The sequence below is a fragment of the Pseudomonas sp. Ant30-3 genome (assembly GCF_000690905.1).
GTDB lineage: Bacteria > Pseudomonadota > Gammaproteobacteria > Pseudomonadales > Pseudomonadaceae > Aquipseudomonas.
This window is the reverse complement of record NZ_JMCL01000058.1, coordinates 18,589-44,999: the sequence shown is the minus strand read 5'-3', so window position 1 is coordinate 44,999 and position 26,411 is coordinate 18,589. Positions and strand designations below refer to the sequence as shown.

The following is a 26,411-nucleotide window of genomic DNA, read 5'->3' as shown; positions in this document are numbered from 1 at the left end:
CCGGCGGTGGTTCGTCACCGGTGATGGCGCGGTATTCCGGGTGATAGATTTCCAGCCCCGACGCACCGGGCCGCGCTTCGCCGTAACAGCGAATCCGCGTGCCGCGCTTGAGGCCTTCCTTCTGCGCGTTGCTGAAATGGTAGAAGCGCAGGCTGAGCCCGCCGGTGCCGTCCTGCAATCGCACGACCAGGCTGCGGCGGCGGCCCATGACTACATCGGCGCCGCTGACGGTGCCTTCGATCACGGCATCCTGACCTGGGCGCAGATGACCGATCGGGACCACACGCGTGCGGTCCTGATAACGCAAGGGCAGATGGAACAGTACGTCCTGAAGATTCTCCAGGCCGACCTTGGCCAGTTTCTCGGCCATGGCTTCACCGACACCCTTGAGCGCCGTCACCGACACTTGCGACAACTCGGTCATGGCTGTTGCTTAACCGGCCACCGGCGCTGGCGGCTTGGCCACCGAGCACAGGCGTATCGAGTCAGCGAGGATTTCAATGGCTTTGGGGCGCGGGAAGCTCGCGCGCCAGGCGATGGCCACTGTGCGAAACGGCACCGGCGGCGTCAGCGGACGCACTTCGATCACGCCGGGGGCGTAATGGTGGCTGTCGACGGCCGAGAGCGGCAGGATCGAGATGCCCAGGCCGGAGGCGACCATGTGGCGAATGGTTTCCAGCGAGCTGGATTCCACCGTGGTGTGTTTGGCGCCGTCGTTGCCTTTGGTCAGCGTCGGGCAGGCTTCCAACACCTGATCGCGGAAGCAGTGGCCTTCGCCCAGCAGCAACAGGCTTTTGTCGTTGAGCAGGCTGGCGTCGATTGATTTTTTTTGCGTCCACGGGTGTTGAGCCGGCATCAGCACGTAGAACGGCTCGTCGTAGAGCTGCAGGGTCAACACGTCGGCTTCGTTGAACGGCAGGGCGATGATGATCGCGTCCAGCTCGCCGTTGCGCAGCTTGTCGCGCAGCACGTGGGTGAAGTTTTCTTCGATGTACAGCGGCATCTGCGGAGCCACGCGGTGCAGCTGCGGGATCAGATGCGGAAACAAATACGGGCCGACCGTGTAGATCGCGCCGACTTTCAGCGGGGCCGTCAGCTGGTTTTTGCCAGCCTGCGCCAGTTCGCGGATCCCTTGGGCTTGCTCCAGGACTTTTTGCGCCTGAGCCACGATGCCTTCGCCAACCGGCGTCAGGCGTACGGCGCTCTTGCTGCGCTCGAAAATCAGCACACCGAGTTCGTCTTCAAGCTTTTTCACGCCCACCGACAGGGTCGGCTGACTGACGTGGCAACGCTCGGCCGCATGGCCGAAATGCTGCTCTTGGGCGAGGGTAACGATGTAGCGTAATTCTGTAAGGGTCATGGCGAACGTCCGTGAAGATGCGAGCCAAGCATAACGGCTGCAATCGATAGACGCACGTTATCAGACTGAGAGAGGTGAGTGACACCGGGCAATGCGTGTTTGCCAGGGGTGGAAATGCAAAAGGCACCTTTCGGTGCCCTATGAATATCCTTCTCGTAGCAGCTGGCGCAGCCTGCGTCCGACTGCGCAGCAGTCGTATATCTGAACGCTGCGGTCCTGCAGAAAAACCGCATTGGCTGATTTATACGACTGCTGCGCAGCCGGACGCAGGCTGCGCCAGCTGCTACAGAGATCGCTTCAGCGTCGGCGTTTTTCCAGGGAATACACAAACGGTGCCACGATTTCGATCGAGCCATTGTTCAGCATGTCGGCCGGAGGCTTGGGCAGCGGTTGTGCACGCTTGATCATTTCCAGGGTCGCCCGGTCCAGATCGGCGTTGCCGGAGCGGCCCACCAGTTCGAACGACAACACGTTGCCCTCAGCGTCCACCACGAAGCGCAAACGGTTCAACCCTTCCTTGCCCCGCGACTGAGCACTCGCCGGGTACTTTTTGTACTTGGCCAGGTGAGCGAGCAGGGTGCCTTGCCAACTGGCCTTGGCTGCTTGCTGCGCTGGCGACGGGCCGGGTGCCGGTTGTGCGGATTTATCTGTCGGTGCCTGGGTCGGTTGCGCGTCGCTCGGTTTTTCCTCGGTGGGCTTTTCCTTCGGCGGCTCGGGTTTTTTCTCCACGGGCTTGGGCGGTTGCGGCTTTGGCTTCGGCTTGGGTTTAGGCTTGGGCACGGCAATCTCGGCCTTCGGCGCTTCAGCAAGCTTGGGCATCGGCAGCTCTTCCACCGGCGTCGGCGGCTGTGGCGGCGTGATCACCTTGGGCGGTGCAGGCGGTGGCGGGGCAGGAACCGGCGCCAGCTCAACCATCATCGCCTGCGGAGGCAGTTCGATGGGCGGCTGCGACGACCAGTTCAACGCCAACGCAATGGCCAGCGCATGGACGCCCAGCACCACGGCCAGGCTCCCGCTGTAACGCGTCAGCTTTTGGCGCGTCGTGATCATTTCTTGGCTGCCGTCTCGAGTCCGACCAGGCCGACTTTCAGGTAACCGGCGGCGCGCAAGGCATCCATCACGCTCATCAGGTCGCCGTAGTCCACGCCTTTATCGGCCTGGAAGAAGATCGTCGTGTCTTTCTTGCCTTTGGTGCGGGCGTCCAGCGTGGCGCCGAGTGTTTCGGCCTTCACTTCGTCTTCGCCGAGGAACAGGCGTTGATCGGCCTTGACGCTTAGGAACACCGGCTTCTCTGGCCGTGGCGCCGGTTTGGCGGTGGAGGCGGGCAGGTCGACCTTGATGTCCACAGTGGCCAATGGCGCGGCGACCATGAAGATGATCAACAGCACCAGCATCACGTCAATGAACGGCGTAACGTTGATTTCGTGATTCTCGGCCAGATCGTCGTCTGCGCCTTCTTTGAGATGCAAGCCCATGGCTGATTACCCTACTTTGGCCACATGCGGTTGCGAGGAACGCTCGGCAGTCGGCAGGTGATCGAGATCACGGCTGACCAGCAGCAGCACTTCCGCCGACGCATCCGACACCTGAGCCTTGTAACCGGCAATCGAGCGGGCAAACACGTTGTAGATCACCACCGCTGGAATCGCAGCAACCAGACCCAGCGCAGTGGCCAACAAGGCTTCAGCGATGCCCGGTGCTACGACGGCGAGGTTGGTGGTCTGGGTTTTGGCGATGCCGATGAAGCTGTTCATGATGCCCCACACGGTACCGAACAGGCCGACGAAGGGCGCAGTGGAACCGATGGTTGCCAGCACGCCGGTGCCGCTGCTCATGTTGCGGCCGCACGCAGCAACCAGTCGCTCCAGGCGGAAGCTGACGCGTTCCTTGATGCCTTCTTTTTCGCGGCTGTTGGCCGACAGGCGCATTTCTTCGAGCGCGTCGTGTACCAACAGGTTGGCCAGAGTCCCCGGCTTGGTTGCCGAAGCGCTGGCTTCCTTGAGCGTGGTGGCTTTTTTCAGGTGGACGATTTCATTGCGCAGACGACGCTTGGCGCCCATCAGCTCGAAGCCTTTGGCGATCCAGATCGTCCAGGTGATGATCGAGGCGATGGCCAGACCGATCATCACGATCTTCACGATGATGTCGGCGTTCTGGTACATGCCCCAAGGCGACAGGTCATGGGCCATGCCCAGGGTGTTGCCGGCTTCGAGCATTTCAGGTGTGTCTTCGGCGGGGGCGTCCACGGCTTGTGCCGGGTCGGCGGCGACCGGAGTCACGACAGGAGCGGTCTGATCAGCGGGTGCAGGCGATGGAGCGGCTTGGGTCGCGGGAGTGGCTGGCGCCTGGGCATCGGCGAATGCGGCGGTGGGCGCCAGCATCAAGCCGAGCAGCAGGGCGGCCATAGCGCGCCATGCGCGAGGTCGTTTGGTTGGCGAAGCGAGGAATTGATTGCGTGTCATGCTGGCCGGACCTGAGAGAAAAAGAGGGTAAATGTTCTTCCAGGCCTCGAAGGCCGAGAACAAAAGTGGCGGGCATTATTGCAAGTAATTCTTGTTAACAAAAGTAATACAGTAACTTTTTTTACTTCTTTGCTAGCCGCTCGTCCATTGCCGGCGCTAGTCTGTGGCTTTGCGATAGGAGTTTCTGGATGTCCGCGCCTTCTGTTTTGATCGCCGGCTGCGGTGATGTCGGCAGCCGTCTGGCCACACAATTGCTGGCTTTGGGATGGGAAGTTCATGGCTTGCGCCGGGACGTTTCACGTTTGCCGGCAGGCGTCATAGGTGTGGCCGGCGACTTGTTCAACGAAGACTGCCCCGCCACCTGGCCGGTGGGTGCAGTGGATTATCTGGTGTATTGCGCGGCCGCCACCGATCACGACGAAGCAGGCTATCGCGCTGCTTATGTGCAAGGTTTACAGCATGTGCTGAGCTGGCTGGACGACTACGGCCAAGTGCCCACTCGCCTGCTGTTCGTCTCCAGCAGCAGTGTGTACGGCCAGCAAGACGGCGAGTGGGTCGACGAAACCTCGCCGGCGCTGCCGGGCAGCGGTTATTCAGGCCGACTGATGCTTGAGGCGGAGCAAGTAGCGCTCGACAGCGGTATTCCCGCAAGTATCGTGCGTTTGACCGGTATCTATGGTCCGGGCCGCGAATGGCTACTGACGCAAGTTCGTCACGGTTATCGCGTGGCGACCGATCCGCCGCTGTATGGCAATCGCATTCACGCCGACGACGCGGCGGGTTTGATGGCGTATCTGCTTGAAGCGGATCGCCGTGGCGAGGTGCTCGACGACGTTTATATCGGTGTCGACGATGCGCCTGCACCGCTGGCGGAAGTGGTGGGCTGGTTGCGCGAATATCTGGGTGTGACTGACTGGGCTGACGATGCGAGCGTTCGTCGGGCCGGGAGCAAGCGCTGCAGTAACGCGCGGGCAAAGGCCTTGGGCTGGAAGCCGACGTATCCAAGTTATCGCGAAGGGTATGCCGCGATACTTGAAGGGCGCTGCTGACTCCCGAACACGCTATACAACTGTAGGAGCCGGCTTGCTGGCGATTACGGCGTGACATCCAACATGATTGTTGCCGGATGCGCCGCTATCGCCAGCAAGCCGGCTCCTACATTGGTCTTGCGTCAACCTTTAGCCCGGGTTACTGCTTCTCCAGCAACCACTTGCGCTCGCCCGGCGTGAACGATGGCATCTCGTCCGCCTGCGCAGTGTTCACCGCTTGCAGAATCTCCAGCTCTTTGCCCTTGCGATTGAAGATCCAGGCATTGCCCTGACCGTTCAATTGCAGCCACAGGTTGTCATTGCCGCTGCTCATCGATGCGCAATCGCCGGCCAGGCAAAGTGCGTAGCGATCTGCCCCTGGCAAACCGGCGACCTGGCCGTCGGGTTGAAACTGCACGGTATTGCCGATGCCCGGGCCGCTGATGACTTTCCAGCTGCCGCCCATGTACGCGGTATACAGCGCTCGTTCGAAGGTCGCCCCCAGAGGCGCACCGTCGGGTGCCGGAATTTGCGCGCGGTCGAAAACCTGCTCGGGTTCATTCTCGCTGGCGGCCTGGGTCAGTTGCTTGCCGTCACGCTTGAGCTCACTGCCAGAGCTGCCATAAAAATCGACTTTCCAGGCACCGGACTCTTCGCCCAGCAGCTTGCCGTCGACATTTTCAAAACCATTGGTGTAGCGGGCCTGGGCGGCCTTGGTGTTGACGTCCCATTCCAGGTTCGGGCCATAAGCCTGAAGCGCTTCGCGCAAGGGGGCGCCTTTGGATGCTGCATCGATCGCCACCTGATTGATCCAGGTGCCGCTGATATCACGATCGGCAGGATCGCTGGCACAACCGCCCAGGAACAGGGCGACCAGCGAGAGAACTAGCGCTTGGCGCATGGTGGAATCCTTTCAGAACGCTTCTTTGCCTACATCGACGGCGCAGCCCTGGGGCTGCGCCGGACGCATTACTCGATGACCAGAATGGCATCCATTTCAACCTGCGAACCCTTTGGCAGGGCAGCGACACCGATGGCGGCGCGGGCAGGGTATGGCTGCTCGAAATACTTGCCCATGATCTCGTTGACCTTGGCGAAGTGGCTCAGATCGATCAGGAAGATGTTCAGTTTGACGATGTCCTTGAACGAACCGCCAGCAGCTTCAGCCACGGACTTGAGGTTCTCGAACACCTGGACAACCTGGGCTTCGAAGCCCTCAACCAGTTCCATGGTTTTCGGGTCCAGCGGGATCTGGCCCGACATGTACACGGTGTTGCCAGCCTTGATCGCCTGGGAATAAGTGCCGATGGCGGCCGGGGCCTTGTCGCTGGTGATAACGGTCTTGGTCATGAATGACTCCTTAAAAATGGTGGCTTAGGCGCGCATGCGGGTGATGCGAATCACCCCGGTCAGTGCGCGCAGTTTCTTGATCACGCGGGCCAGGTGCACGCGATCATGCACGCTGACGACCAGTTGGACCACGCTGATGCGGCCATCGCGTTCGTCCATGCTGATCTTCTCGATGTTGCCGTCGGCGGCGTTGACACTGCTGGCCAGCAAGGCGATCAGGCCGCGCTGATGTTCCAGCTCGACACGCAGCTCGACATTGAATTCGCCAGTGACGTCCTTGGCCCACGAAAGCTGGATGCATTTCTCCGGGTTATGGCGGATTTCACTGATGTTGCGGCAATTGTCCAGGTGCACAACCATGCCTTTGCCCGCCGACAAGTGACCGACGATCGGATCGCCCGGGATCGGCGTACAACATTTGGCGTAGCTGAGCACCAGGCCCTCGGTGCCGCGAATGGCCAGCGGGCCTTCGGCGCCGGGCAACTGTTCGCCTTCACCGAGCAGGCGGCGGGCAACGACATAAGCCATGCGATTGCCCAGGCCGATGTCTTCGAGCAGGTCTTCAATGAGCTCCAGACGGTACTCGGCGAGCATCGCCTTGACGCGCTCGGCCGGGATTTTGTCCAGGGCGCTGTCGAAGCCGTTGAGCACCTTGTTCAGCAGGCGTTCGCCGAGGCTGATGGATTCAGAGCGGCGCTGCAGCTTCAAGGCATGGCGGATGTGCGTTCGCGCCTTGCCGGTGACCACAAAATTGAGCCACGCCGGATTAGGTCGCGCGCCGGGTGCGCTGACGATCTCGACCGTGGAGCCGCTTTGCAGCGGTTCGGACAGCGGCGCGAGACGTCGATTGATCCGGCAGGCAATGCAGCTATTGCCGACATCGGTGTGCACCGCGTAAGCGAAGTCGACTGCCGTGGAGCCTTTGGGCAGCTCCATGATCCGGCCTTTGGGCGTGAACACGTAGACCTCGTCCGGGAACAGGTCGATCTTCACGCTTTCGATGAATTCCAGCGAGTTGCCGGCGCGCTGCTGCATTTCCAGTACGCCTTTGACCCACTGACGGGCGCGGGCATGCGTGCCTTTTGGCTGCTCGTCCCCGCTGGATTTGTACAGCCAGTGGGCGGCGATGCCGTTATTGGCCATCTCTTCCATTTCACGGGTACGGATCTGAATTTCGATCGGAACACCGTGCATGCCGAACAACGTGGTGTGCAGCGACTGGTAGCCGTTGGCCTTGGGAATGGCGATGTAATCCTTGAAGCGCCCCGGCAACGGTTTGTACAAATTATGCACAGCACCCAGCACGCGGTAGCAGGTATCGACCTTGTCGACGATGATCCGGAACGCGTAGACGTCCATGATCTCGTTGAAGGCCCGACGCTTGCCGCGCATTTTCTTGTAGATGCCGTAGAGGTGTTTCTGACGACCGCTGACCTCGCCCTGGATGCCGTCGATGGCGAGGCAGTGGCTGAGGGATTCTTCGATCTTGTTGACGATTTCCTTGCGATTGCCCCGGGCGCGTTTGACCGCCTGGTTGATGCGCGCGGAACGCATCGGGTGCATGGCCTTGAAGCCGAGGTCTTCGAATTCTATGCGAATGGCGTGCATGCCCAGCCGATTGGCGATGGGCGCATAGATTTCCAGGGTTTCCTTGGCGATTCGCCGGCGCTTTTCGCCGGACAGGACTTCCAGCGTGCGCATGTTGTGCAGGCGGTCGGCGAGCTTGACCAGGATCACGCGAATGTCGCGCGCCATGGCCATGGCCATTTTCTGGAAGTTTTCCGCTTGGGCTTCGGCTTTGGTCTCGAAGTTCATCTGGGTCAGTTTGCTGACCCCGTCGACCAGTTCGGCCACGGTTTCGCCGAACTGCGCTTGCAGCGCTTCCTTGGCGATACCGGTGTCTTCGATCACGTCATGCAGCATCGCAGCCATCAGGCTCTGATGGTCCATGTGCATGTCGGCAAGAATATTCGCCACGGCAAGAGGATGCGTGACGTACGCCTCACCGCTACGGCGGCGTTGGCCGTCGTGGGCTTGTTCGGCGTAAAAGTACGCTCGGCGGACCAGGTTGACCTGGTCGTTGCCGAGGTAGGTCGATAAGCGATCGGCGAGGGCGTCTATGCTCGGCATGATGACTCCTGCCGTTCATTGTGACCCCGCGCCGTGCTACGTCGACCAGGCATAGGCTTAGACGGCCTCGTTGGACTCGTCCTCGAACGCTGCGAACAGCGGTTCGTCTTCGACGATTTCAGCATTGGCGATGAACTCGTAGCTCATCAGGCCTTCGGCGATTTCGCGCAGGGCGACAACGGTAGGCTTGTCGTTTTCTACTGGGACCAATGGCTCTTTGCCGCCGGTGGCCAGTTGACGGGCACGCTTGGTAGAGAGCATGACCAGCTCAAAGCGGTTTTCCACGTGTTCTAGGCAGTCTTCAACGGTTACGCGGGCCATGGTATTCCTCGGAGCGAATGCAATATGCGCGCTGCCCGGTTGGGCGAGCGGACTGAACAGTTTAAAAAATCACCAGCGATTAGGGAAGCGCTGATTTTTTGACCAGACCCTTCAACGCGCTGCAAGCGCCAATGTAAAGCCCTTGCAGCGGTTTTGGGAAGCCCCGGTCAGCCGAGCAATTCAGCCAAAAGTTTGCCGTTACGCTGTTGCTGGCGCTTCTGATGCAATTGATTGGCACGGAAAATCGCCTGCAAATCACGCAATGCGTGTGCGAAATCATCGTTGATGATCAGGTAGTCATAGTCGACGTAATGGCTCATTTCGCTGACGGCTTCACGCATCCGCCCGTCAATGATTTCGTCGCTGTCCTGACCGCGGTTGGTCAGGCGCTGGTGCAAGGCCTGCAGGGACGGCGGCAGAATGAAGATCGAACGGGCTTGCGGCATCAGCTTGCGCACTTGCTCGGCGCCTTGCCAGTCGATCTCCAGAATCAGGTCGTGACCTTCATCCAGCGTTTGCTGCAGGTGACTTTGCGAGGTGCCATAGAGATTGCCGAAGACTTCGGCGCGCTCGAGGAAATCCCCGTGTTCCATCATCTTCACGAACTCGCCGCGTTCGACGAAGTGATAGTTCACGCCGTTCACTTCACCCGGACGCATGGCGCGGGTGGTGTGGGAGACCGAGACGCGGATCTCCTGATCAGCGTCGGTCAGGGCCTTGACCAGGCTGCTCTTGCCCGCGCCTGAAGGGGCGGAAATGATGTACAGGGTGCCGGTGCTGTGGGTCATGTCGGGTTGCCTTACTCAATATTCTGTACTTGTTCGCGCATCTGCTCGATCAACACTTTGAGGTTGACCGCCGCTTGGGTGCTGCGCGGGTCGAAGGCTTTGGAGCCCAGTGTGTTGGCTTCGCGGTTGAGCTCCTGCATCAGGAAGTCGAGGCGCCGACCGGCCGCGCCGCCGGATTTGAGTACTCGGCGGACTTCGATGATGTGGGTGCTCAGGCGGTCCAGTTCTTCAGCGACGTCGCTCTTTTGAGCGAGCATGACCATTTCCTGTTCCAGACGCTGCGGGTCCATCTCGGCTTTCATATCGGCAAAGCGGTCGAGGACTTTCTGGCGTTGGGTGGCAAGCATCTGCGGGACGAGCGTACGCAACGTCACCACGTCTTCTTCGATAGAGGTCAGGCGATCATTGATCAATCGTGCCAGCTCCGCGCCTTCACGTTCGCGGCCGGCCTTGAGTTCTTTCAGGCCTTCGTTGAACAAGCCCAGCGCCTGGGCATTCAACGCTTGCGGATCGGTGGCGTCACCGACCAGTACGCCGGGCCAGGCCAGGACTTCCAGCGGGTTCAGCGCGGCCGGGTTCTTGATCAAACCGGCGATGGTTTCTGCCGCCGCCACCAATTGCGCGGCGCGCGCCTGGTCCACTTGCAATGGTTTGTCGGTGTTTTCTTCAGTGAAGCGCAGGGTGCATTCGAGCTTGCCCCGGGAAATGCCTTGGCGCAGCGCTTCGCGAACTGCGCCTTCGAGGTCGCGGAACGACTCCGGCAGGCGCAGGTGCGGCTCCAGGTAACGGCTATTGACCGAGCGCAGTTCCCAGCTCAGCGTGCCTTGAGTGCCCGCTTTTTCGACGCGGGCGAAGGCGGTCATGCTGTGCACCATGGAGGTACCTCGCAATGCAGGTCGACGCTGACCCAAGGGATCGCGGACCTGCTTTCTGTGAATGAAAGCCGACAGGCAGCAAAGGCGCAGGATTGTAGCGCAGTGGGGCGGATGCCCCCAAACACACGCTGTGACAAACACATGCAAGCCGTCGGCTATGCTCTATTCAGGGCTTTCAATCGTCGGGCGGATTTTTTAGAAGTGCCCAGTTGTGGCGCACGGCTCTATAATGCTCGGCAGTTTTCCGTCCTCCGTACAGGTGTTCCCTATGAAACGTCCAAGTGGTCGCGCTGCCGATCAGCTCCGCTCGATCCGCATTACCCGCAACTACACCAAACACGCCGAGGGGTCTGTACTGGTCGAGTTCGGTGATACAAAAGTCATCTGCACGGTCAGTGTCGAGAACGGCGTGCCGCGTTTCCTCAAAGGCCAGGGCCAGGGCTGGTTGACCGCTGAATACGGCATGTTGCCGCGCGCGACCGGTGAGCGTAACCAGCGTGAGGCCAGCCGTGGCAAGCAAGGCGGGCGCACCCTGGAAATCCAGCGTCTGATCGGTCGTTCCCTGCGTGCTGCGCTGGACATGTCCAAGCTCGGCGACGTGACCCTGTACGTTGATTGCGACGTGATTCAAGCCGATGGCGGCACGCGCACCGCTTCCATCACCGGTGCCATGGTTGCCCTGGTTGATGCCTTGAAGGTGATCAAGAAGCGTGGCGGCCTCAAAGGGGGCGACCCGCTCAAGCAGATGATCGCTGCCGTTTCTGTCGGCATGTATCAGGGTGAGCCGGTGCTCGACCTCGATTATCTGGAAGACTCGGCTGCCGAAACCGACCTGAACGTGGTGATGACCAGTGCAGGTGGCTTCATCGAGGTTCAGGGCACTGCCGAAGGCGCTCCGTTCCAGCCGGAAGATCTGAATGCCATGCTGGAACTGGCGAAGAAAGGCATGACTGAAATCTTCGAACTGCAGAAAGCCGCACTGGCTGACTGATCTGACCGTTTCTGGCAAGGAGAACGCCATGAGTGAAGAACAAGAGCTGCTTCCCGTCCCGACCAAAGAGGTTCGGCAATGGGCAATGTTTTGTCACCTGTCGGCGTTTCTCGGAGTCTGGCTGCCGTTTGGGCATCTCATAGGGCCGCTGATACTCTGGCAGTGGAAGCGTGACAGCGACCCGTTCATCGACGCCCAGGGTAAGGAAGCGTTGAACTTCCAGATCACCGTGGCACTGGTGTCGGGCATTTGTTACCTGCTCATGCTGGTGCTCATAGGGTTTGCGCTGCTCCCGCTTGTCCTGATCGGGGCAATGGTGTTGTCCATTATTGCCGGGCTCAAGGCAAATGAAGGGGTGCCGTATCGGTATCCATTCACTTGGAGGTTGATCAGATAACGGTCAACGCGATTCTTGATGAACAAATGCCCCGACGTGTCGGGGCATTTTTTTGCCAAATTTATTTTGCTTAAGTTATCAATTGTTCCACATTCTTTGTGTCATCTTTAGTATCAAACTGATCGCACTAATTTTTAAATACATCTCTGGTCACAACTATATCTAAATATACCGCTTGAATACTTGGCAATCAGATTTGGTGATTGATAGAGTTGCGCCGGGTCTTATTTTTAGTGAAATATCTCGATACGTTCAGACCATTGAAGGTCCTTGAATAAATGTCTAATCAGTGTTGAGAGATCTCGACCTGTTTCCGAGGCGTGCCCAGGTAAAAAGTTCGTCTCCGAACATATAACTCCAAGAGTATTCAATGTTGCAGCTCGATTTCTATGGAACGTTGGTGGCGGCTTCTTTGGTTCTGCTACTGGGACGTGGTCTGGTCGCTCGAATCGGTTTTCTGCGGGCCTACAATATTCCCGAACCCGTGGCGGGCGGCCTGGTGGTTGCGGTTATTCTTTTGGCTCTGCGGGCCTTTGAGATCGAAGTTCGATTCGAAACTTCATTGCAAACGCCTTTGATGCTGGCCTTCTTCGCCACGATTGGCTTGAGTGCAGACTTCGCAAGCTTGAAGAAAGGCGGTCGGACGGTTGGCATTTTCCTGCTCGCTGTCATCGGCCTTCTGGTCGTCCAGAACGCTATGGGCATTGGCCTGGCAACGGTCTTGGGCCTCGATCCGCTCATGGGTTTGCTGACCGGATCGATCACGTTGCCTGGCGGGCACGGTACCGGCGCTGCGTGGGGAGCAACGTTCAGCGAGAAATACGGCCTGGCCTCTGCATCCGAACTTGCTTTGGCCTCCGCAACGTTCGGTCTGGTACTGGGCGGCTTGATCGGCGGCCCGGTGGCGCGTCTGCTCATCAAGCGTGTCCAGACACCGGGCCTTGAGCACGAAAAGCCGCGGTTGCCCAAAGGCTTCGAGCAGCCCAACAAAGAGCGCTCGATTACCCCTTTTTCGTTTATCGAGACGCTCGCGCTGATCTCCGTCAGCTTACTGGCTGGCACCCTCTTGAATGACCTGCTTCGCGGAACCGCTTTTGAATTGCCGACGTTTGTTTGCGTCTTGTTTGTAGGCGTGCTTTTAAGGAACGGCCTCTCGGCGTTTGGTTTGTATCAAGTCTTCGAGCGTGAAGTCTCGGTGCTGGGGAATGTCAGTCTGTCGCTGTTCCTGGCAATCGCTCTCATGTCCCTAAAGTTGTGGGATCTGGCTGCGCTGGCTTTGCCAATTTTCACCATTCTGGCTGTTCAGGCGTTGGTCATGGCGTTGTTCGCGATTTTCGTTACATTCAGAGTCATGGGCAGTAATTACGATGCGGCAGTATTGGCTGCAGGGCACTGCGGTTTCGGACTGGGAGCAACGCCCACTGCGATTGCAAACATGCAAGCAGTGACTCAACGCTACGGACCTTCGCAGACTGCATTTTTAGTAGTGCCAATGGTGGGCGCTTTTTTCATTGATATCGTCAACGTGATCGTGATCAAGTTGTACTTGGCGCTGCCATTTTTTGCTGTTGTTTGAAATCGGTGGCGAGGCCGCAATAGCGCATAAGAAAAAATGCCCGTATCTCGCGATACGGGCATTTTTTTTGCAACTGGCAAAACGCTTAAATGGTCAGCGTCCAGTCGTAGTCAACGATCAGCGGTGCATGTTGCGAGAACCTTGGCTGACGTGGCAGGCGCGCGCTGCGTACAAAACGGCGCAGGCCCGGGGTCAGCAACTGGTAATCGAAACGCCAGCCGAGGTTGAGCATTTCCGCCTGCTCGTTGTCCGGCCACCAGCTGTACTGGTCGCCTTCGCGGCTGACTTCACGCAGGGCGTCGACATAACCCATATTGCCGACAATCTCGTCCAGCCAGGCACGTTCAGGTGCCAGGAAGCCCGGAGATTGCTGGCTGTCACGCCAGTTCTTGATATCCAGCTTCTGTTGCGCCACGTACAGCGAGCCACAATAAATGTACTCGCGCCGCTTGCGCCGCTGTTTATCCAGATAACGGCCGAAATCGTCCATTAGCTTGAACTTCTGGTTCAAGTCTTCATCGCCGTTCTGCCCGGAAGGAAGCAGCAAGGTCGCGATGCTGACCTTGTCGAAATCGGCTTGCAGGTAGCGCCCGTAACGGTCGGCCGTCTCGAAACCGAGACCGCTGATGACTGCCTTCGGTTGCAACCGCGAATACAAAGCCACGCCACCTTGGGCGGGAACTTCGGCTTCGCAGGCATAAAGGAAGTAGCCATCCAGCTGAAAAGCTGGATCGTCCAGTTCAAAGGCGGAGGCGCGAGTGTCCTGCAGGCAGATGACGTCGGCATTCTGTGCTTGCAGCCAACTGAGCAAACCTCGCTCCACTGCAGCCTGAATACCATTGACGTTCACACTGATGATCCGCATAAATGGCCCCAAAAATCGCGTGCGTGTATGATACACGGCGTCAAGCTAATTAGCTAAATCCGTGGTATTTGGGGTTTTTTTCATGCAAGCGTATCAGCGCGATTTCATTCGTTTTGCCATCGATCGCGGCGTTTTGCGCTTCGGTGAGTTCACCCTGAAGTCCGGGCGCACCAGTCCATACTTCTTCAACGCCGGCCTGTTCAACAGCGGTTCTGCACTGGCGCAGCTGGGTCGTTTCTATGCAGCGGCGATCGTCGAGAGCGGTATCTCGTTCGACGTGTTGTTCGGCCCGGCATACAAAGGCATCCCTTTGGCGGCGACCACTGCGGTGGCGCTGGCTGAACATCACGACCGTGACTTGCCATGGTGCTTCAACCGCAAGGAAGCCAAGGCCCATGGTGAAGGTGGCAGCCTCGTTGGCGCACCGTTGACCGGCGATGTACTGATCATCGACGACGTGATCACCGCCGGCACCGCGATTCGCGAAGTCATGCAGATCATCGCCTCTCAGGATGGCGCGAAAGCGGCGGGCGTGCTGATTGCCCTGAACCGTCAGGAGCGGGGCAACGGTGAGTTGTCGGCTATCCAGGAAGTGGAGCGCGACTTCGGCATTCCGGTGATCAGCATTGTTTCGCTGAACCAGGTGCTGGAATTCCTCGCGAACGATACGCAGCTCAAGCAGCATCTGCCGGCCGTGGAAGCCTACCGCGCCCAGTTCGGCGTCTGACCCCGTGGCAGCCGGCTTGCCGGCGATTGAGTCGCGCGGTGGCCGCGCCAAATAAAAAGACCCCGTTCAGTCAGGCTGATCGGGGTCTTTTGTTTAGGTTTTCAGTTCAATCGCCGCCATTTTCCGATCAGCCTGATGGTCAAAACCAGATTGAACACGGCGAACACCAGCAGTGCCACGACAACCAGGACATATAACGTGCGATCAACGTCGAAATCCCACAGGTCCAGTGTGCTGGTGCGCATCACGCGAACAGCTGCTGGAAGGTTGACGTAAAACAACGCCCCGAAAGCGCAGGTCATGGGTAATGCGCAGCTCAGCAAGACACTGATCAACTGGGCCCGGCTGCGTTTTCTGGCCTGTACGCCTGGCTGGCGTTCATCCAGCGCCAGCGCCGTATTCAGTTTTGGCCATGCAAGGTTGAACATGAACGTGGTGAGGGTCAGCAGCAAACCGCTGACCGCCACGATGTCACTGAATGACATTGATCCCCAGCGTTGCGCAGAGCAAGTCGTGAGAGTCCTCGCTGATCTCAAACTGCCCGGCGCTGCCTTTGCGCTTGGTGATGGGTTTGAAGGTGGGTTGGTTTTGCGTGATCAACATGTTCAGCTCGTCACGGATGACATCCGAACTGATCACCACCAGGTACACCGTTTGGGCATGGTCCGCAGATTCGATCACCGTGCGCATACTGTGTTGCAAGATCTCGTCCAGCTGATTGCGAAAACGTGAAACCGTGTTTTTCAGCAAGGTTTTGCTTTGGCTTTGGGTCAGCTGGAAAATCGTCGAGATCTGCGATTCAGTCGGCAAGGTCTGCCCGAAGTAGCTTTGAATCAGATACAACAAGCGATCCTGCTTCGCTTCATCGGCCCGGCTCGGCATGCCGCCTTCGACCAGCATCTTCAGATACTCGGTAAGGCTGGCCTTGGCAATGCGTTGCAAAGCATGAGCGATCTCGTCGTCAGAAATCTTCAGGGTCTTTTTAACCGGCTCTTTCTGCTCTTGCTCGAAAGCCTGGGCGTCGATCGTGAACGAGATCTGCATGGATCAGTCCCCCACGATCATTTGTCGGATTGTTGCGGGTAAGGATCTTCCTGTGCATCTCCCTGCCCCGAGAGAATCTTCCAACCGTTTAGCAGGTGCATGGATTCCAGGCGTTTAGGGCAGGGGGGCAAGGATTTTTTGGATTGGTTGGAGTATTCATGACCGCAGTCGGCGCACTGGTAAGTGCCTGCTGCAACGTCGCTGCCATTCGGAACGTAATCTTTTTTCATGAGGTAGATCTCCTGTGGATTCACGGAAGATCCTATGCGGACTGATGCTGCCTTGATGTCGGACGCTTCCCTGAATCAAGTCGGACGTTTCCGACGCGCATAAAAAAGATCGCAGACTTCATCAGGTCTTACGGAATATTCGTACGTCCGTAAGGTGCTGCCGAAGCTGCGATCTATTTTGAAGCGCTTGAATCAGTGACGCTTGCGGTTGCTGATCAAGGTACCCACACCGGTATCAGTGAAGATCTCCAGCAGAATCGCATTCGGCACCCGACCATCAATGATCAACGAGCTCCCCACGCCGCCCTGAACCGCTTCCAGCGCGCAACGGATCTTCGGCAGCATGCCACCGTAGATCGTGCCGTCGGCGATCAGCTCATCAACCTGCTGGGTGGTCAGTCCAGTCAGGACCGTGCCTTGCTTGTCCATCAGGCCGGCAATGTTGGTCAGCAGCATCAGCTTCTCAGCTTTCAGCGCTTCGGCCACTTTACCGGCCACCAGGTCGGCGTTGATGTTGTACGACTCGCCGTTGGCGCCGACGCCAATCGGTGCGATCACCGGGATGAAATCGCCTTTGACCAGCAGGTTCAGCAGATCGGTATTGATCCCGACCACTTCACCCACTTGCCCGATATCGATGATTTCCGGTTGGGTCATCTCCGGCGTCTGGCGAGTCACGGTGAGTTTTTTCGCACGAATCAGCTCGGCGTCCTTGCCGGTCAGGCCGATGGCGCTACCGCCATGACGGTTGATCAGGTTAACGATGTCTTTGTTGACCTGACCGCCGAGAACCATCTCCACCACGTCCATGGTCTGCGCGTCAGTCACGCGCATGCCATCGATGAAATGGCTTTCGATCGACAGACGCTTGAGCAGGTCGCCGATTTGCGGGCCGCCACCGTGAACGACTACCGGGTTGATGCCCACGGCCTTCATCAGCACGATGTCGCGGGCGAAACCGGTTTTCAGCTCCTCGCTTTCCATCGCGTTGCCGCCGTATTTGATCACCAGCGTCTTGCCGACGTAGCGTCGGATGTAAGGCAACGCTTCGGACAGGACCTTGGCGGTGTTGGCGGCGGCTTCGCGTTCGAGGGTCATTCAGGGCTCCGGCACTTCGATAAAAGGCGCTTCAATAAATCAAAACGGTAATTGGAGATCAGGTGCAACACGCTTCAGCTGGACCGTGAATACGTCCTTGATGCGCTGCAGTTCCGCTTCGTCATCGGCCTCGAAACGCAGCACCAGCACCGGCGTGGTGTTGGATGCGCGCACCAGGCCCCAGCCTTTGGCGTAGTCGACTCGCACGCCGTCGATGGTGGTCAGGTCGGCGCCTTCGCCCCACTTCGCGTCGTGCAATGCATCAATGATGCTGAATTTGCTCTCTTCGGTCACATTGATATTGATTTCAGGCGTCGAAATATCGTTCGGGAATGTGGCGAACAGCTCTTCGGCGGTGGATTTCTCTTTGCTGAGGATCTCCAGCAGACGCGCAGCGCTGTAAATGCCGTCGTCGAAACCGAACCAGCGTTCCTTGAAGAAGATGTGCCCGCTCATTTCACCGGCCAACAGAGCGCCCGTTTGCTTCATTTTCTTTTTGATCAACGAGTGACCGGTCTTCCACATTAACGGACGACCGCCATATTCCTTGATCAGCGGCGTCAGGCGACGGGTGCATTTGACGTCGAAGATAATTTCCGCGTCCGGGTTGCGTGCTACCACGTCACGGGCGAACAGCATCAACAAACGATCCGGGTAAACAATGCTGCCGGTGTTGGTCACCACGCCGACGCGGTCGCCATCGCCGTCGAAAGCCAGGCCGATGTCGGCGTTGGTTTCCTTGACCTTGGCGATCAGGTCGACAAGGTTTTCAGGTTTGCCCGGATCCGGGTGATGGTTCGGGAAATTACCGTCGACGTCGCAGAACAGCGGGATAACTTCGCAGTTCAGCGCTTCGATCAGCTGCGGGGCGATGACACCGGCCGCACCGTTACCGCAGTCGACAACGACTTTGAGGCGACGGGCCAGTTTAATGTCCTGAACGATTTCAGTGTTGTAGCGATCAAGGATGTCGACCTGGGTGATGCTACCTTCGCCGCTGCTCAGGTTGTTGGTCTTGAGGCGGTCGTGCAGGGCTTGAATCTGTTCGTTGGCCAAAGTGTCGCCGGCAATGACGATTTTGAAACCGTTGTAGTTCGACGGGTTGTGGCTGCCGGTGAGCATCACCCCGGATTTACCGGCCAGTACGTTGGCGGCGTAGTACAGCGCAGGTGTTGGCACCAGGCCGACATCGCTGACGTGGCAACCGGCTTCGGCCAGGCCTTTGATCAATTGCTCGACCAGCTCAGGACCGGACAGACGGCCATCGCGGCCTACGCAAACGTTCGGTTCACCTTGGGACAAGCTCTGTGCACCGATTGCGCGTCCGAGCCAGTAGGCGGTTTCGGCATTCAGGAATTCCGGCACCGTGCCGCGAATGTCGTAAGCGCGGAAAATGCTGTCCGGGAATGAGGGTACGGCTTGGGCGGGGGTGTTCATCTGTGGGAATGCTCCATCTCGGATGTGGCTGGGCGTGCGCGCGAAAAAGCTCGTGAGCGATCTTAAACTGAAGGGTATGACGGCATTTTCCACAGAGAGTTCGCGGTGCGGAAAGGCCATGACATCGGTTTCAGCAAGCATATGGCGGGCCAATGCCTTGAGATCAGTGTTAAACCTTCCAGATGACATCTGTGCAATGTGTGGCGAGGGAGCGTGCGCCCGCTTGATTGGGCAGCGCTCCAAGGCGTGGCACTCACGCAATTACGAGACCCCTGCCCGGCCCAGCGCGAGCAAGCTCGCTCGCCACCAGGGTGCATCCAGCCGGCTCAGTGACTGCCGGAATGCCCGAAACCGCCCGCGCCGCGTTCGGTTTCAACGAACTCTTCAACCATTTCGAAATGCGCCTGAACCACTGGCACCAGAACAAGTTGGGCCAGGCGTTCGCCGACGACCATATTGAAATCGGTCTGGCCGCGGTTCCAGCACGACACCATCAGCGGGCCCTGATAATCAGAGTCGATCAGGCCAACAAGGTTACCCAGCACAATGCCGTGTTTATGGCCAAGGCCGGAACGCGGCAGGATCAGCGCGGCCAGGCCCGGATCACCAATGTAGACGGACAGGCCGGTGGGAATCAGCAAGGTTTCACCTGGCTTGATGACGGTGTCTTTTTCCAGCATGGCGCGCAGATCGAGGCCTGCGGAGCCAGGAGTGGCGTACTGCGGCAGCGGAAATTCGCTGCCGATGCGTGGATCGAGGATCTTGGCTTGCAAAGCGTGCATGTAAATTAAACCTGGTTCAGACGGTCGGCGATAAAAGTGATCAGCTGGCGAGCAATTTTGCTCTTGCTGGTCTGGGCGAAAAGTGTGGCGTGCAGCTGGCGGTCGATCACGCTGAAAGCGTTCTCTTCGCTGTTGAAGCCAATACTCGGATTGGCGACGTCGTTGGCGACGATCAGATCGAGATTCTTGTCCTTCAACTTCCGGGCGGCGTAATCGAGCAAGTGTTCGGTTTCGGCAGCGAAGCCGACGCTGAACGGACGGTCGGCACGAGTGGCTATGGTGGCCAGGATGTCCGGGTTGCGGACCATTTGTAGCAACAAGCCGTCGCCGCTCGTAGGATCTTTCTTGAGTTTTTGCGGGGCGACGACTTCGGGGCGATAGTCCGCGACCGCAGCCGAGGCAATGAATACGTCGCAAGGGATCGCCGCCTCGCAAGCCGCGAGCATGTCGCGGGCGCTGACCACGTCGATACGGGTGACGCGATCCGGTGTTGGCAGGTGCACCGGGCCGGTGATCAGCGTGACGCGGGCGCCGGCTTCCACTGCGGCCTCGGCCAAGGCAAAGCCCATTTTGCCGGAGCTGTGGTTGGTGATGTAGCGCACCGGGTCGATGTTTTCCTGGGTCGGGCCGGCGGTGATCAGCACGTGTCTGCCGGTCAGTGCCTGGCGCTGGAAGCTGTCTGCCGCGCACTGGGCGAGTTCGACGGCTTCGAGCATGCGACCGAAGCCGACATCGCCACAGGCCTGGCTACCGGAGGCCGGGCCGAACACCTTGAGGGCGCGGCTTTCGAGGGTCTGCAGGTTGGCCTGGGTCGCCGGGTCGCGCCACATCGCCTGATTCATCGCCGGAGCTACGGCGACGATGGCGTCGGTGGCCAGCACCAGCGTGGTCAGCAGATCGTCGGCAATGCCTTGGGCCAGACGCGCGATCAGGTCCGCCGTTGCCGGGGCGATCAACACCATGTCCGCCCACTTGGCCAGTTCGATGTGTCCCATGGCGGCTTCGGCGGCCGGGTCCAGCAGGTCCAGATGCACCGGGTGGCCGGACAATGCCTGCATGGTCAGCGGGGTGATGAACTCGCTGCCGCCTCGGGTCATGACCACCCGCACTTCGGCGCCTTGATCGATCAAACGGCGAACCAGGTCGGCGCTCTTGTAGGCAGCAATGCCGCCGCCGACGCCCAGAACGATGCGTTTCCGATACAGCCGCTGCATAGGTCTGCCTTTCAATTCGTTGATGACTGCGTGGCGATACCCCCTCCCCAGGAGTGAAAATCGCTCGCAAAAAAGATGGGCTAAGATATCACAGCGACCGCTACGGAACAGCGGCGCCCACAGACAGGGAGGTGCTATGAGTATTCGTGACTGGCCGTTAGCCGAGCGGCCGCGGGAAAGGTTATTGGAGTTGGGCTCGGCGAGCCTTTCGGACGCTGAACTGCTGGCGATCTTTTTGAGAACGGGTGTGTCCGGCAAAAGCGCCGTCGATCTGGCACGCCATTTGTTGAGTCAGTTTGGCGGTCTGCGCTCGCTGATGGAGGCCGATCAACAGGCGTTCAGCGAGCAGCTAGGGCTCGGCCCTGCGAAATTTGCCCAGTTGCAGGCCGTTCTGGAAATGGGCCGGCGCCATCTGGCTGAGCGTGCGCGGCATAAATCTGCGCTGGAAAATCCACAGGCCGTGCGTGACTACCTCAAGGCAATGCTGCGCCACGAGCCGCATGAGGTTTTCGGCTGCCTTTTTCTGGACTCCAAGCACCAGGTACTGACCTTCGAGGCATTATTTCGTGGCTCGATTGACTGTACGAGCGTGCATCCCCGTCAGGTGGTCAAGCGCGCTCTGGCGCACAACGCCGCCGCCGTGATCCTCTGTCACAACCACCCTTCGGGCAACTCCAATCCCAGTGAAGCCGATCGCACGCTGACCAAGCGCCTGCAAGACGCGCTGGACCTGATCGATGTGCGGGTGCTCGACCATTTCATCATCGGTGATGGTGAGCCGTTGTCCATGGCCGAGCATGGATGGATGTGAGCGCGGGCTGCAAATCTACTGTAGGAGCGAGCCCGCTCGCGAAGCACGTTAACGATGACGCAGCGTGTCTGGTAGCTCGCGTTGTCTGTGCTTTTTTCGCGAGCAGGCTCGCTCCTACAGGGGGTTGTAGTGGATATTATTTGAGGCTGACCTTCGAATAATCCTGCCGCCCAAACGGACTTACGGAATAACCCTCGACACCCTTGCGCATCAGCGCGAAGGCGGTCGGGTGGGCCAGCGGCAACCACAGTGCTTGCTGCTGGATCTGCGCCTGAGCCTGTTCGTATAGCTTGGTGCGCACACCTTGCTCGGAAGTGGTCTTGCCGGCACTGATCAGCTTGTCCAGGTCCTGGTTGCAGTACCGGGCGAAGTTGGTGCCGGACTTGACCGCAGCGCAGGAAAACTGCGGTGTGAGGAAGTTGTCCGGATCGCCGTTGTCGCCCGCCCAGCCCATGAACAGCAAGTCGTGCTCACCGGCCTTGGCGCGCCGGATCACCTCGCCCCATTCGATCACGCGAATCTCGGCCTGAATGCCGATTTTCTCCAGGTCAGATTGCAGCATCTGAGCGCCGAGGCTTGGGTTGGGATTCAACAGGCTGCCCGACGGTCGGGTCCAGATGGTGGTCTGGAAACCATCCTTCAACCCGGCTTTCGCCATCAGCGCCTTGGCTTTTTCCACGTCATGGGCGTAACCCGGCAAGCCTTTCGCGTAGCTCCAGGTATTGGGCGGGTAAGGGCCGCTGGCGGGCTCTGCGGTATCTTCGAACACGGCTTTGACGTAGTTGGCTTTGTCGAACGCCAGGTTGATGGCCTGGCGCACTTCCAGCTTATCCAGCGGCGGATGCTGGCTGTTGATGGCGACGAACGCGGTCATGAAGGCGTCAGTCTTTTCCACTTTCAGGCTCGGTTCCTTCTGCGCGGCCTGGACATCCAGAGGCTTGGGCGACAGCGCGATCTGGCACTCGTTGCGGCGCAGTTTCTGCAAGCGCACATTGGCGTCCGGCGTGATCGCGAAGATCAGCGGGTCCACTGTAGGTTTGCCGCGGAAGTAGTCCGGGTTGGCTTTGTAACGAATGGAGGCATCTTTCTGAAAGCGCGTGAAGATGAAAGGACCACTGCCGATTGGGTGGCTGTTGAGTTTTTGCGGTGTGCCGGCCTTCAACAGTTTGTCAGCGTACTCGGCGGAGTAGATCGAGGCGAAGCCCATGCTGAGTGTTGGCAGGAACGTTGAATCCGGGTGATCGAGTGTGAAGCGCACGGTCAACGGGTCCAGCGCGTCGATTTTCTTGATAAGCGCGGGTAATTGCATCGATTGCGCGTGGGGGAAACCGCTCTGGGCTATTTTGTGCCACGGGTTCGCCGGGTCGAGCATGCGGTCGAAACTGAACTTCACGTCCTCTGCCGTCAGCTCGCGGGACGGGCTGAAATAGTCCGTGCGGTGGAATTTCACCTGCGGATGCAATTTGAATACATAGGTCAGGCCATCAGCGGACACTTCCCAGCTGTCCGCAAGCCCGGCGACGACTTTGCCACTGGCGGTGTCGAAGTCCACCAGGCGATTCATCAGCACGTCGGCCGAGGCATTGGTGGTGGTCAGCGAGTTGTACTGCACCACGTCGAACCCTTCAGGGCTGGCCTCGGTACAAACACTCAGCGCGGCGGCCTGCGCCAACGGGCTCAGCAGAAGAGGGGCGAGCAACAGCGGTAGGGCAGCGAGGCGCATGGTCGGGTTCCTTTACAGATCGAAAGCCCATCTGCAAGTGCAGTCTGGAAAAGGCTTACCCTAGTGGGCTCTTTTGCAAATGACTATCCCCTTTTTCATTTAAAGGGGAGTATGAGCGATTGTTTTCGGTGTGTGCATGCCGATGGACACCCCAATTCGGGCCGCTGGCCGATACTCTGCGACGAGCGGTCGGCATCCACGACAGCCTTTGTTCAAGGCGCCTGGAGCCTGTAAATCAGGGTTTTCATCGATTCTGTTCACATCGATTGTTGTTGCACTCAAGTCTTTCTGGTATAAAGCAGCGCTCTTTTCTAGGGGCCCGGTTCCTTCACTGTAGGTGTAGCCGGTAAGACCTCTAAAGAAACGCGGCGCCTGGCGCCAAATGACTGAGAGATTAAGCGGCCAACCCATGCCGGGTTGGGCATGTGGTTTTAGAGGGCTGAGGCATGTCGAGAGTATGTCAAGTTACCGGTAAGGGTCCGGTGACTGGGAATAACATTTCCCACGCAAACAACAAAACCCGTCGTCGTTTCCTGCCGAACCTGCAGCATCACCGCTTCTGGGTTGAAGAAGAGAAACGTTTCGTGCGTCTGCGCGTATCTGCCAAAGGCATGCGTATCATCGACAAGCGTGGCATCACTGTCGTGCTGGCCGAAATCCGCAAAGCTGGCAAGATCTAAGGGAGCTAATCATGCGTGAATTGATTCGTTTGATTTCGAGCGCCGGTACTGGTCACTTCTACACTACCGACAAGAACAAGCGTACTACCCCGGACAAAATCGAGATCAAGAAATTTGATCCGGTTGTTCGCAAGCACGTGATCTACAAGGAAGGCAAAATCAAGTAATTGATTTTTCTCTTCTTACGAAAAAGGCCCGTATCGCGAGATACGGGCCTTTTTTGTGCCCAGGTTTTTGAGGCGTTTTCCTGGACCTCATCGCGAGCAGGTTCGCTCCCACAGGTATGGGTCGCTCACAAACCCTGTGGGAGCGAGCCTGCTCGCGATGGCGTCAGACGCAACAACACAAATCCTCAAGCCTTCTGTTCAAACGCCACGTAAATCTTGCGGCACGGCTCCAGCACTTCCCACGTCCCCCGGAATCCCGCCGGGATCACAAAGCGATCGCCTGCGCGCACGGTTTTGCTGTTGCCGTCATTATCGCGCAGCACTGAAACGCCCTGAACGATCTCGCAGTATTCATGCTCGGTGAAATTCACGTGCCACTGGCCGACGGCGCCTTCCCATACGCCGGCATTCAACTGGCCGCATGGGCTGTTGTAGTGGTTGTAAACCACCTGCTCTGGGTCGCCCTTCAGGATTTTCGCCTGATCCGGTCTGTAGCGCTCGGGCTCGGTAGTGGCTTGGCTGAAGTCGACGATGTTGTGGATGCTCATTGTTGTAATCCCCCGTGATTGCGGCGCGAGTGGCTGAAATGGTCTTGGATTGTCCGAAGTCTATGTTTATTAAAATGAACACCGCAAGGTCGTTTACCGACCTTATGTCAAATATATTGATACAACCCCAGCCTGTGGTTTAGGGTGGCGGTTGCCTTGCGCCGATATCAGGCTGGCCGGGCAGAATTGCCGGGGACGTTCGCGAATGACGCGCAGCGCTCGTATTCAACAAGAGGAGGACACTCGTATGACCACCCTGACTCGTGCCGATTGGGAGCAACGGGCTCGCGATCTGAAGATCGAAGGCCGCGCCTATATCAATGGCGAATACACCGATGCCGTCTCCAGCGAGACCTTCGAGTGCATCAGCCCGGTCGATGGCCGTCTGCTCGGCAAGATTGCCAGCTGTGACGCCGCCGACGCTCAGCGTGCTGTTGAAAACGCTCGTGCTACGTTCAATTCCGGTGCCTGGTCGCGCCTGGCGCCGAGCAAACGCAAAGCTACCATGATTCGTTTTGCCGGCCTGCTGAAGCAGCACGCCGAAGAGCTCGCGCTGCTTGAAACACTCGACATGGGCAAGCCGATCAGCGATTCCTTGCACATCGACATTCCCGGTGCGGCGCAAGCCCTGAGCTGGAGCGGTGAAGCGATCGACAAGATTTATGACGAAGTGGCCGCCACTCCGCACGATCAATTGGGTCTGGTCACTCGTGAGCCGGTAGGCGTCGTGGGCGCGATTGTGCCGTGGAACTTCCCGCTGATGATGGCCTGCTGGAAACTTGGGCCGGCGCTGTCCACCGGTAACTCGGTGATCCTCAAGCCGTCGGAAAAATCCCCGTTGACCGCCATCCGCATCGCTGCGCTGGCCGTCGAAGCCGGGATCCCGAAAGGCGTATTGAACGTGTTGCCGGGCTACGGTCACACGGTCGGCAAGGCGCTGGCGCTGCACAACGATGTCGATACGCTGGTGTTTACCGGCTCGACCAAGATCGCCAAGCAACTGCTGATCTACTCTGGCGAATCGAACATGAAACGCGTCTGGCTTGAAGCCGGCGGCAAGAGCCCGAACATCGTTTTCGCCGACGCTCCGGACCTGCAAGCGGCTGCCGAAGCGGCTGCCGGCGCCATCGCTTTCAACCAGGGCGAAGTCTGCACCGCCGGTTCGCGTCTGCTGGTCGAGCGTTCGATCAAAGACACGTTCCTGCCGCTGGTGATCGAAGCGTTGAAAACCTGGAAGCCGGGCAATCCGCTGGATCCGCAAACCAATGTTGGCGCGCTGGTGGACACTCAGCAGATGAACACCGTGCTGTCCTACATCGAGTCCGGTCACGCCGACGGCGCCAAACTGGTCGCCGGTGGCAAGCGCACACTGCAGGACACCGGCGGCACCTACGTGGAGCCAACCATTTTCGACGGCGTGAACAACGCAATGAAGATCGCTCAGGAAGAAATCTTTGGCCCTGTACTGTCAGTGATTGCCTTCGATACTGCCGAGGAAGCCATCCAGATCGCCAACGACACGCCTTACGGCCTGGCGGCAGCGGTGTGGACCAAGGACATTTCCAAGGCTCACCTGACCGCTCGGGCTCTGCGCGCCGGTAGCGTGTGGGTTAATCAATACGACGGCGGCGACATGACGGCGCCCTTTGGTGGTTTCAAACAGTCCGGCAACGGTCGCGACAAATCGCTGCACGCGTTCGACAAGTACACCGAGCTGAAGGCGACCTGGATCAAGCTGTAAGTCGTTGAGGGGAGCCTTCCAGAAACAGGCTCTATAGGTGTAGCAATCTTTGTGGGAGCAAGACTT

At 58.7% G+C, this 26,411-nt stretch carries 29 protein-coding genes and 1 pseudogene; 9 read left to right on the top strand and 21 right to left on the bottom strand.

What is annotated here, in order from left to right; translation table 11 throughout:
- From DU29_RS01000000130010 to exbB, 5 genes are all read right to left on the bottom strand, one after another.
- A partial coding sequence (locus DU29_RS01000000130010; RefSeq protein ID WP_033050561.1) for an OB-fold nucleic acid binding domain-containing protein occupies positions 1 to 424 on the bottom strand: 424 nt, incomplete at its 3' end.
- A 9-nt stretch (positions 425 to 433) separates the two neighbouring features.
- The gene (locus DU29_RS0115135) at positions 434 to 1,360 is read right to left on the bottom strand and encodes a hydrogen peroxide-inducible genes activator (RefSeq protein WP_028622414.1); all 927 of its coding nucleotides are present in this window, start codon (positions 1,358 to 1,360) and stop codon (positions 434 to 436) included.
- Positions 1,361 to 1,657: 297 nt separating this feature from the next.
- On the bottom strand, positions 1,658 to 2,410 hold the full coding sequence (locus DU29_RS0115130) for an energy transducer TonB family protein (RefSeq protein ID WP_028622413.1): 753 nt from the start codon (positions 2,408 to 2,410) through the stop codon (positions 1,658 to 1,660).
- Entirely contained in the window at positions 2,407 to 2,835 is a 429-nt protein-coding gene (gene exbD / locus DU29_RS0115125) for a TonB system transport protein ExbD (RefSeq protein WP_028622412.1), read from the bottom strand. Before exbD ends, DU29_RS0115130 begins: the two co-directional genes overlap by 4 nt.
- 6 nt (positions 2,836 to 2,841) lie before the next feature.
- Complete coding sequence (gene exbB / locus DU29_RS0115120) at positions 2,842 to 3,822, bottom strand: tonB-system energizer ExbB (protein WP_028622411.1); 981 nt, start codon at positions 3,820 to 3,822, stop codon at positions 2,842 to 2,844.
- Between the two features lie 188 nt (positions 3,823 to 4,010).
- Here exbB and DU29_RS0115115 point away from each other — a divergent pair, with 188 nt between their 5' ends.
- Positions 4,011 to 4,871, top strand: a complete 861-nt coding sequence (locus DU29_RS0115115; protein ID WP_028622410.1) for an SDR family oxidoreductase — start codon at positions 4,011 to 4,013, stop codon at positions 4,869 to 4,871.
- Between the two features lie 139 nt (positions 4,872 to 5,010).
- Here the strand turns inward: DU29_RS0115115 and DU29_RS0115110 are convergent, their stop codons facing one another.
- From DU29_RS0115110 to DU29_RS0115085, 6 genes are all read right to left on the bottom strand, one after another.
- Entirely contained in the window at positions 5,011 to 5,751 is a 741-nt protein-coding gene (locus DU29_RS0115110) for a hypothetical protein (RefSeq protein WP_028622409.1), read from the bottom strand.
- A gap of 68 nt (positions 5,752 to 5,819) precedes the next feature.
- Positions 5,820 to 6,200 (bottom strand): RidA family protein, encoded by a 381-nt coding sequence (locus DU29_RS0115105; RefSeq protein WP_028622408.1) that lies wholly within the window; start codon positions 6,198 to 6,200, stop codon positions 5,820 to 5,822.
- 24 nt (positions 6,201 to 6,224) lie between these two features.
- Positions 6,225 to 8,330 (bottom strand): bifunctional GTP diphosphokinase/guanosine-3',5'-bis pyrophosphate 3'-pyrophosphohydrolase, encoded by a 2,106-nt coding sequence (gene spoT, locus DU29_RS0115100; RefSeq protein ID WP_028622407.1) that lies wholly within the window; start codon positions 8,328 to 8,330, stop codon positions 6,225 to 6,227.
- 57 nt (positions 8,331 to 8,387) lie between these two features.
- Entirely contained in the window at positions 8,388 to 8,651 is a 264-nt protein-coding gene (gene rpoZ, locus DU29_RS0115095) for a DNA-directed RNA polymerase subunit omega (RefSeq protein ID WP_028622406.1), read from the bottom strand.
- 167 nt (positions 8,652 to 8,818) lie between these two features.
- Positions 8,819 to 9,439, bottom strand: a complete 621-nt coding sequence (gene gmk, locus DU29_RS0115090) for a guanylate kinase (protein ID WP_028622405.1) — start codon at positions 9,437 to 9,439, stop codon at positions 8,819 to 8,821.
- An 11-nt stretch (positions 9,440 to 9,450) separates the two neighbouring features.
- Positions 9,451 to 10,314, bottom strand: coding sequence for a YicC/YloC family endoribonuclease (locus tag DU29_RS0115085; RefSeq protein WP_028622404.1), 864 nt, complete (start codon positions 10,312 to 10,314; stop codon positions 9,451 to 9,453).
- A 268-nt stretch (positions 10,315 to 10,582) separates the two neighbouring features.
- Here DU29_RS0115085 and rph point away from each other — a divergent pair, with 268 nt between their 5' ends.
- From rph to gltS, 3 genes are all read left to right on the top strand, one after another.
- Positions 10,583 to 11,305 (top strand): ribonuclease PH, encoded by a 723-nt coding sequence (rph, locus tag DU29_RS0115080; protein ID WP_028622403.1) that lies wholly within the window; start codon positions 10,583 to 10,585, stop codon positions 11,303 to 11,305.
- Between the two features lie 28 nt (positions 11,306 to 11,333).
- Positions 11,334 to 11,702: a DUF4870 domain-containing protein gene (locus DU29_RS0115075; RefSeq protein ID WP_028622402.1), complete on the top strand. Its 369-nt coding sequence runs from the start codon at positions 11,334 to 11,336 to the stop codon at positions 11,700 to 11,702.
- A 370-nt stretch (positions 11,703 to 12,072) separates the two neighbouring features.
- The gene (gene gltS, locus DU29_RS0115070) at positions 12,073 to 13,278 is read left to right on the top strand and encodes a sodium/glutamate symporter (RefSeq protein ID WP_028622401.1); all 1,206 of its coding nucleotides are present in this window, start codon (positions 12,073 to 12,075) and stop codon (positions 13,276 to 13,278) included.
- A gap of 85 nt (positions 13,279 to 13,363) precedes the next feature.
- Here the strand turns inward: gltS and DU29_RS0115065 are convergent, their stop codons facing one another.
- The gene (locus tag DU29_RS0115065) at positions 13,364 to 14,143 is read right to left on the bottom strand and encodes an exodeoxyribonuclease III (protein WP_028622400.1); all 780 of its coding nucleotides are present in this window, start codon (positions 14,141 to 14,143) and stop codon (positions 13,364 to 13,366) included.
- A gap of 82 nt (positions 14,144 to 14,225) precedes the next feature.
- On the opposite strand from DU29_RS0115065, the gene pyrE reads away from it, so the two are divergent.
- Positions 14,226 to 14,870 carry an orotate phosphoribosyltransferase gene (gene pyrE / locus DU29_RS0115060; protein WP_028622399.1) on the top strand — a complete coding sequence of 215 codons (645 nt, stop codon included), beginning with the start codon at positions 14,226 to 14,228 and terminating at the stop codon, positions 14,868 to 14,870.
- Positions 14,871 to 14,971: 101 nt separating this feature from the next.
- Here pyrE and DU29_RS0115055 read toward each other — a convergent pair whose 3' ends face one another.
- The 7 genes and pseudogenes from DU29_RS0115055 to coaBC all read right to left on the bottom strand — a co-directional run bounded on the left by DU29_RS0115055 (position 14,972) and on the right by coaBC (position 20,675).
- A complete protein-coding gene (locus tag DU29_RS0115055) occupies positions 14,972 to 15,355 on the bottom strand; it encodes a hypothetical protein (protein WP_028622398.1) in 384 nt (127 codons plus the stop codon).
- A complete protein-coding gene (locus DU29_RS0115050; protein WP_028622397.1) occupies positions 15,342 to 15,914 on the bottom strand; it encodes a hypothetical protein in 573 nt (190 codons plus the stop codon). Before DU29_RS0115050 ends, DU29_RS0115055 begins: the two co-directional genes overlap by 14 nt.
- Positions 15,915 to 15,931: 17 nt before the next feature.
- Complete coding sequence (locus DU29_RS0115045; RefSeq protein ID WP_028622396.1) at positions 15,932 to 16,144, bottom strand: hypothetical protein; 213 nt, start codon at positions 16,142 to 16,144, stop codon at positions 15,932 to 15,934.
- 192 nt (positions 16,145 to 16,336) lie between these two features.
- Positions 16,337 to 17,242 carry an acetylglutamate kinase gene (gene argB / locus DU29_RS0115040; RefSeq protein WP_028622395.1) on the bottom strand — a complete coding sequence of 302 codons (906 nt, stop codon included), beginning with the start codon at positions 17,240 to 17,242 and terminating at the stop codon, positions 16,337 to 16,339.
- A gap of 39 nt (positions 17,243 to 17,281) precedes the next feature.
- Positions 17,282 to 18,655 (bottom strand): annotated as a pseudogene (locus tag DU29_RS0115035) (phosphomannomutase/phosphoglucomutase); the annotation flags it as partial.
- 350 nt (positions 18,656 to 19,005) lie between these two features.
- On the bottom strand, positions 19,006 to 19,461 hold the full coding sequence (dut, locus tag DU29_RS0115030) for a dUTP diphosphatase (RefSeq protein WP_028622393.1): 456 nt from the start codon (positions 19,459 to 19,461) through the stop codon (positions 19,006 to 19,008).
- Positions 19,462 to 19,466: 5 nt separating this feature from the next.
- On the bottom strand, positions 19,467 to 20,675 hold the full coding sequence (gene coaBC, locus DU29_RS0115025) for a bifunctional phosphopantothenoylcysteine decarboxylase/phosphopantothenate--cysteine ligase CoaBC (RefSeq protein ID WP_028622392.1): 1,209 nt from the start codon (positions 20,673 to 20,675) through the stop codon (positions 19,467 to 19,469).
- Between the two features lie 136 nt (positions 20,676 to 20,811).
- On the opposite strand from coaBC, the gene radC reads away from it, so the two are divergent.
- Positions 20,812 to 21,486, top strand: a complete 675-nt coding sequence (gene radC, locus DU29_RS0115020) for a RadC family protein (protein WP_028622391.1) — start codon at positions 20,812 to 20,814, stop codon at positions 21,484 to 21,486.
- A 136-nt stretch (positions 21,487 to 21,622) separates the two neighbouring features.
- Here the strand turns inward: radC and DU29_RS0115015 are convergent, their stop codons facing one another.
- Positions 21,623 to 23,209, bottom strand: a complete 1,587-nt coding sequence (locus DU29_RS0115015; protein WP_028622390.1) for an ABC transporter substrate-binding protein — start codon at positions 23,207 to 23,209, stop codon at positions 21,623 to 21,625.
- 446 nt (positions 23,210 to 23,655) lie between these two features.
- Here DU29_RS0115015 and rpmB point away from each other — a divergent pair, with 446 nt between their 5' ends.
- Positions 23,656 to 23,889 (top strand): 50S ribosomal protein L28, encoded by a 234-nt coding sequence (gene rpmB, locus DU29_RS0115010; protein ID WP_007894701.1) that lies wholly within the window; start codon positions 23,656 to 23,658, stop codon positions 23,887 to 23,889.
- 11 nt (positions 23,890 to 23,900) lie between these two features.
- A complete protein-coding gene (gene rpmG, locus DU29_RS0115005) occupies positions 23,901 to 24,056 on the top strand; it encodes a 50S ribosomal protein L33 (protein WP_007894709.1) in 156 nt (51 codons plus the stop codon).
- 185 nt (positions 24,057 to 24,241) lie between these two features.
- Here rpmG and DU29_RS0115000 read toward each other — a convergent pair whose 3' ends face one another.
- Entirely contained in the window at positions 24,242 to 24,604 is a 363-nt protein-coding gene (locus DU29_RS0115000) for a cupin domain-containing protein (protein ID WP_028622389.1), read from the bottom strand.
- Positions 24,605 to 24,851: 247 nt separating this feature from the next.
- Between DU29_RS0115000 and DU29_RS0114995 the strand changes: the two genes are divergently transcribed.
- Positions 24,852 to 26,345 (top strand): aldehyde dehydrogenase, encoded by a 1,494-nt coding sequence (locus DU29_RS0114995; RefSeq protein WP_028622388.1) that lies wholly within the window; start codon positions 24,852 to 24,854, stop codon positions 26,343 to 26,345.
- Positions 26,346 to 26,411 lie beyond the last annotated feature (66 nt).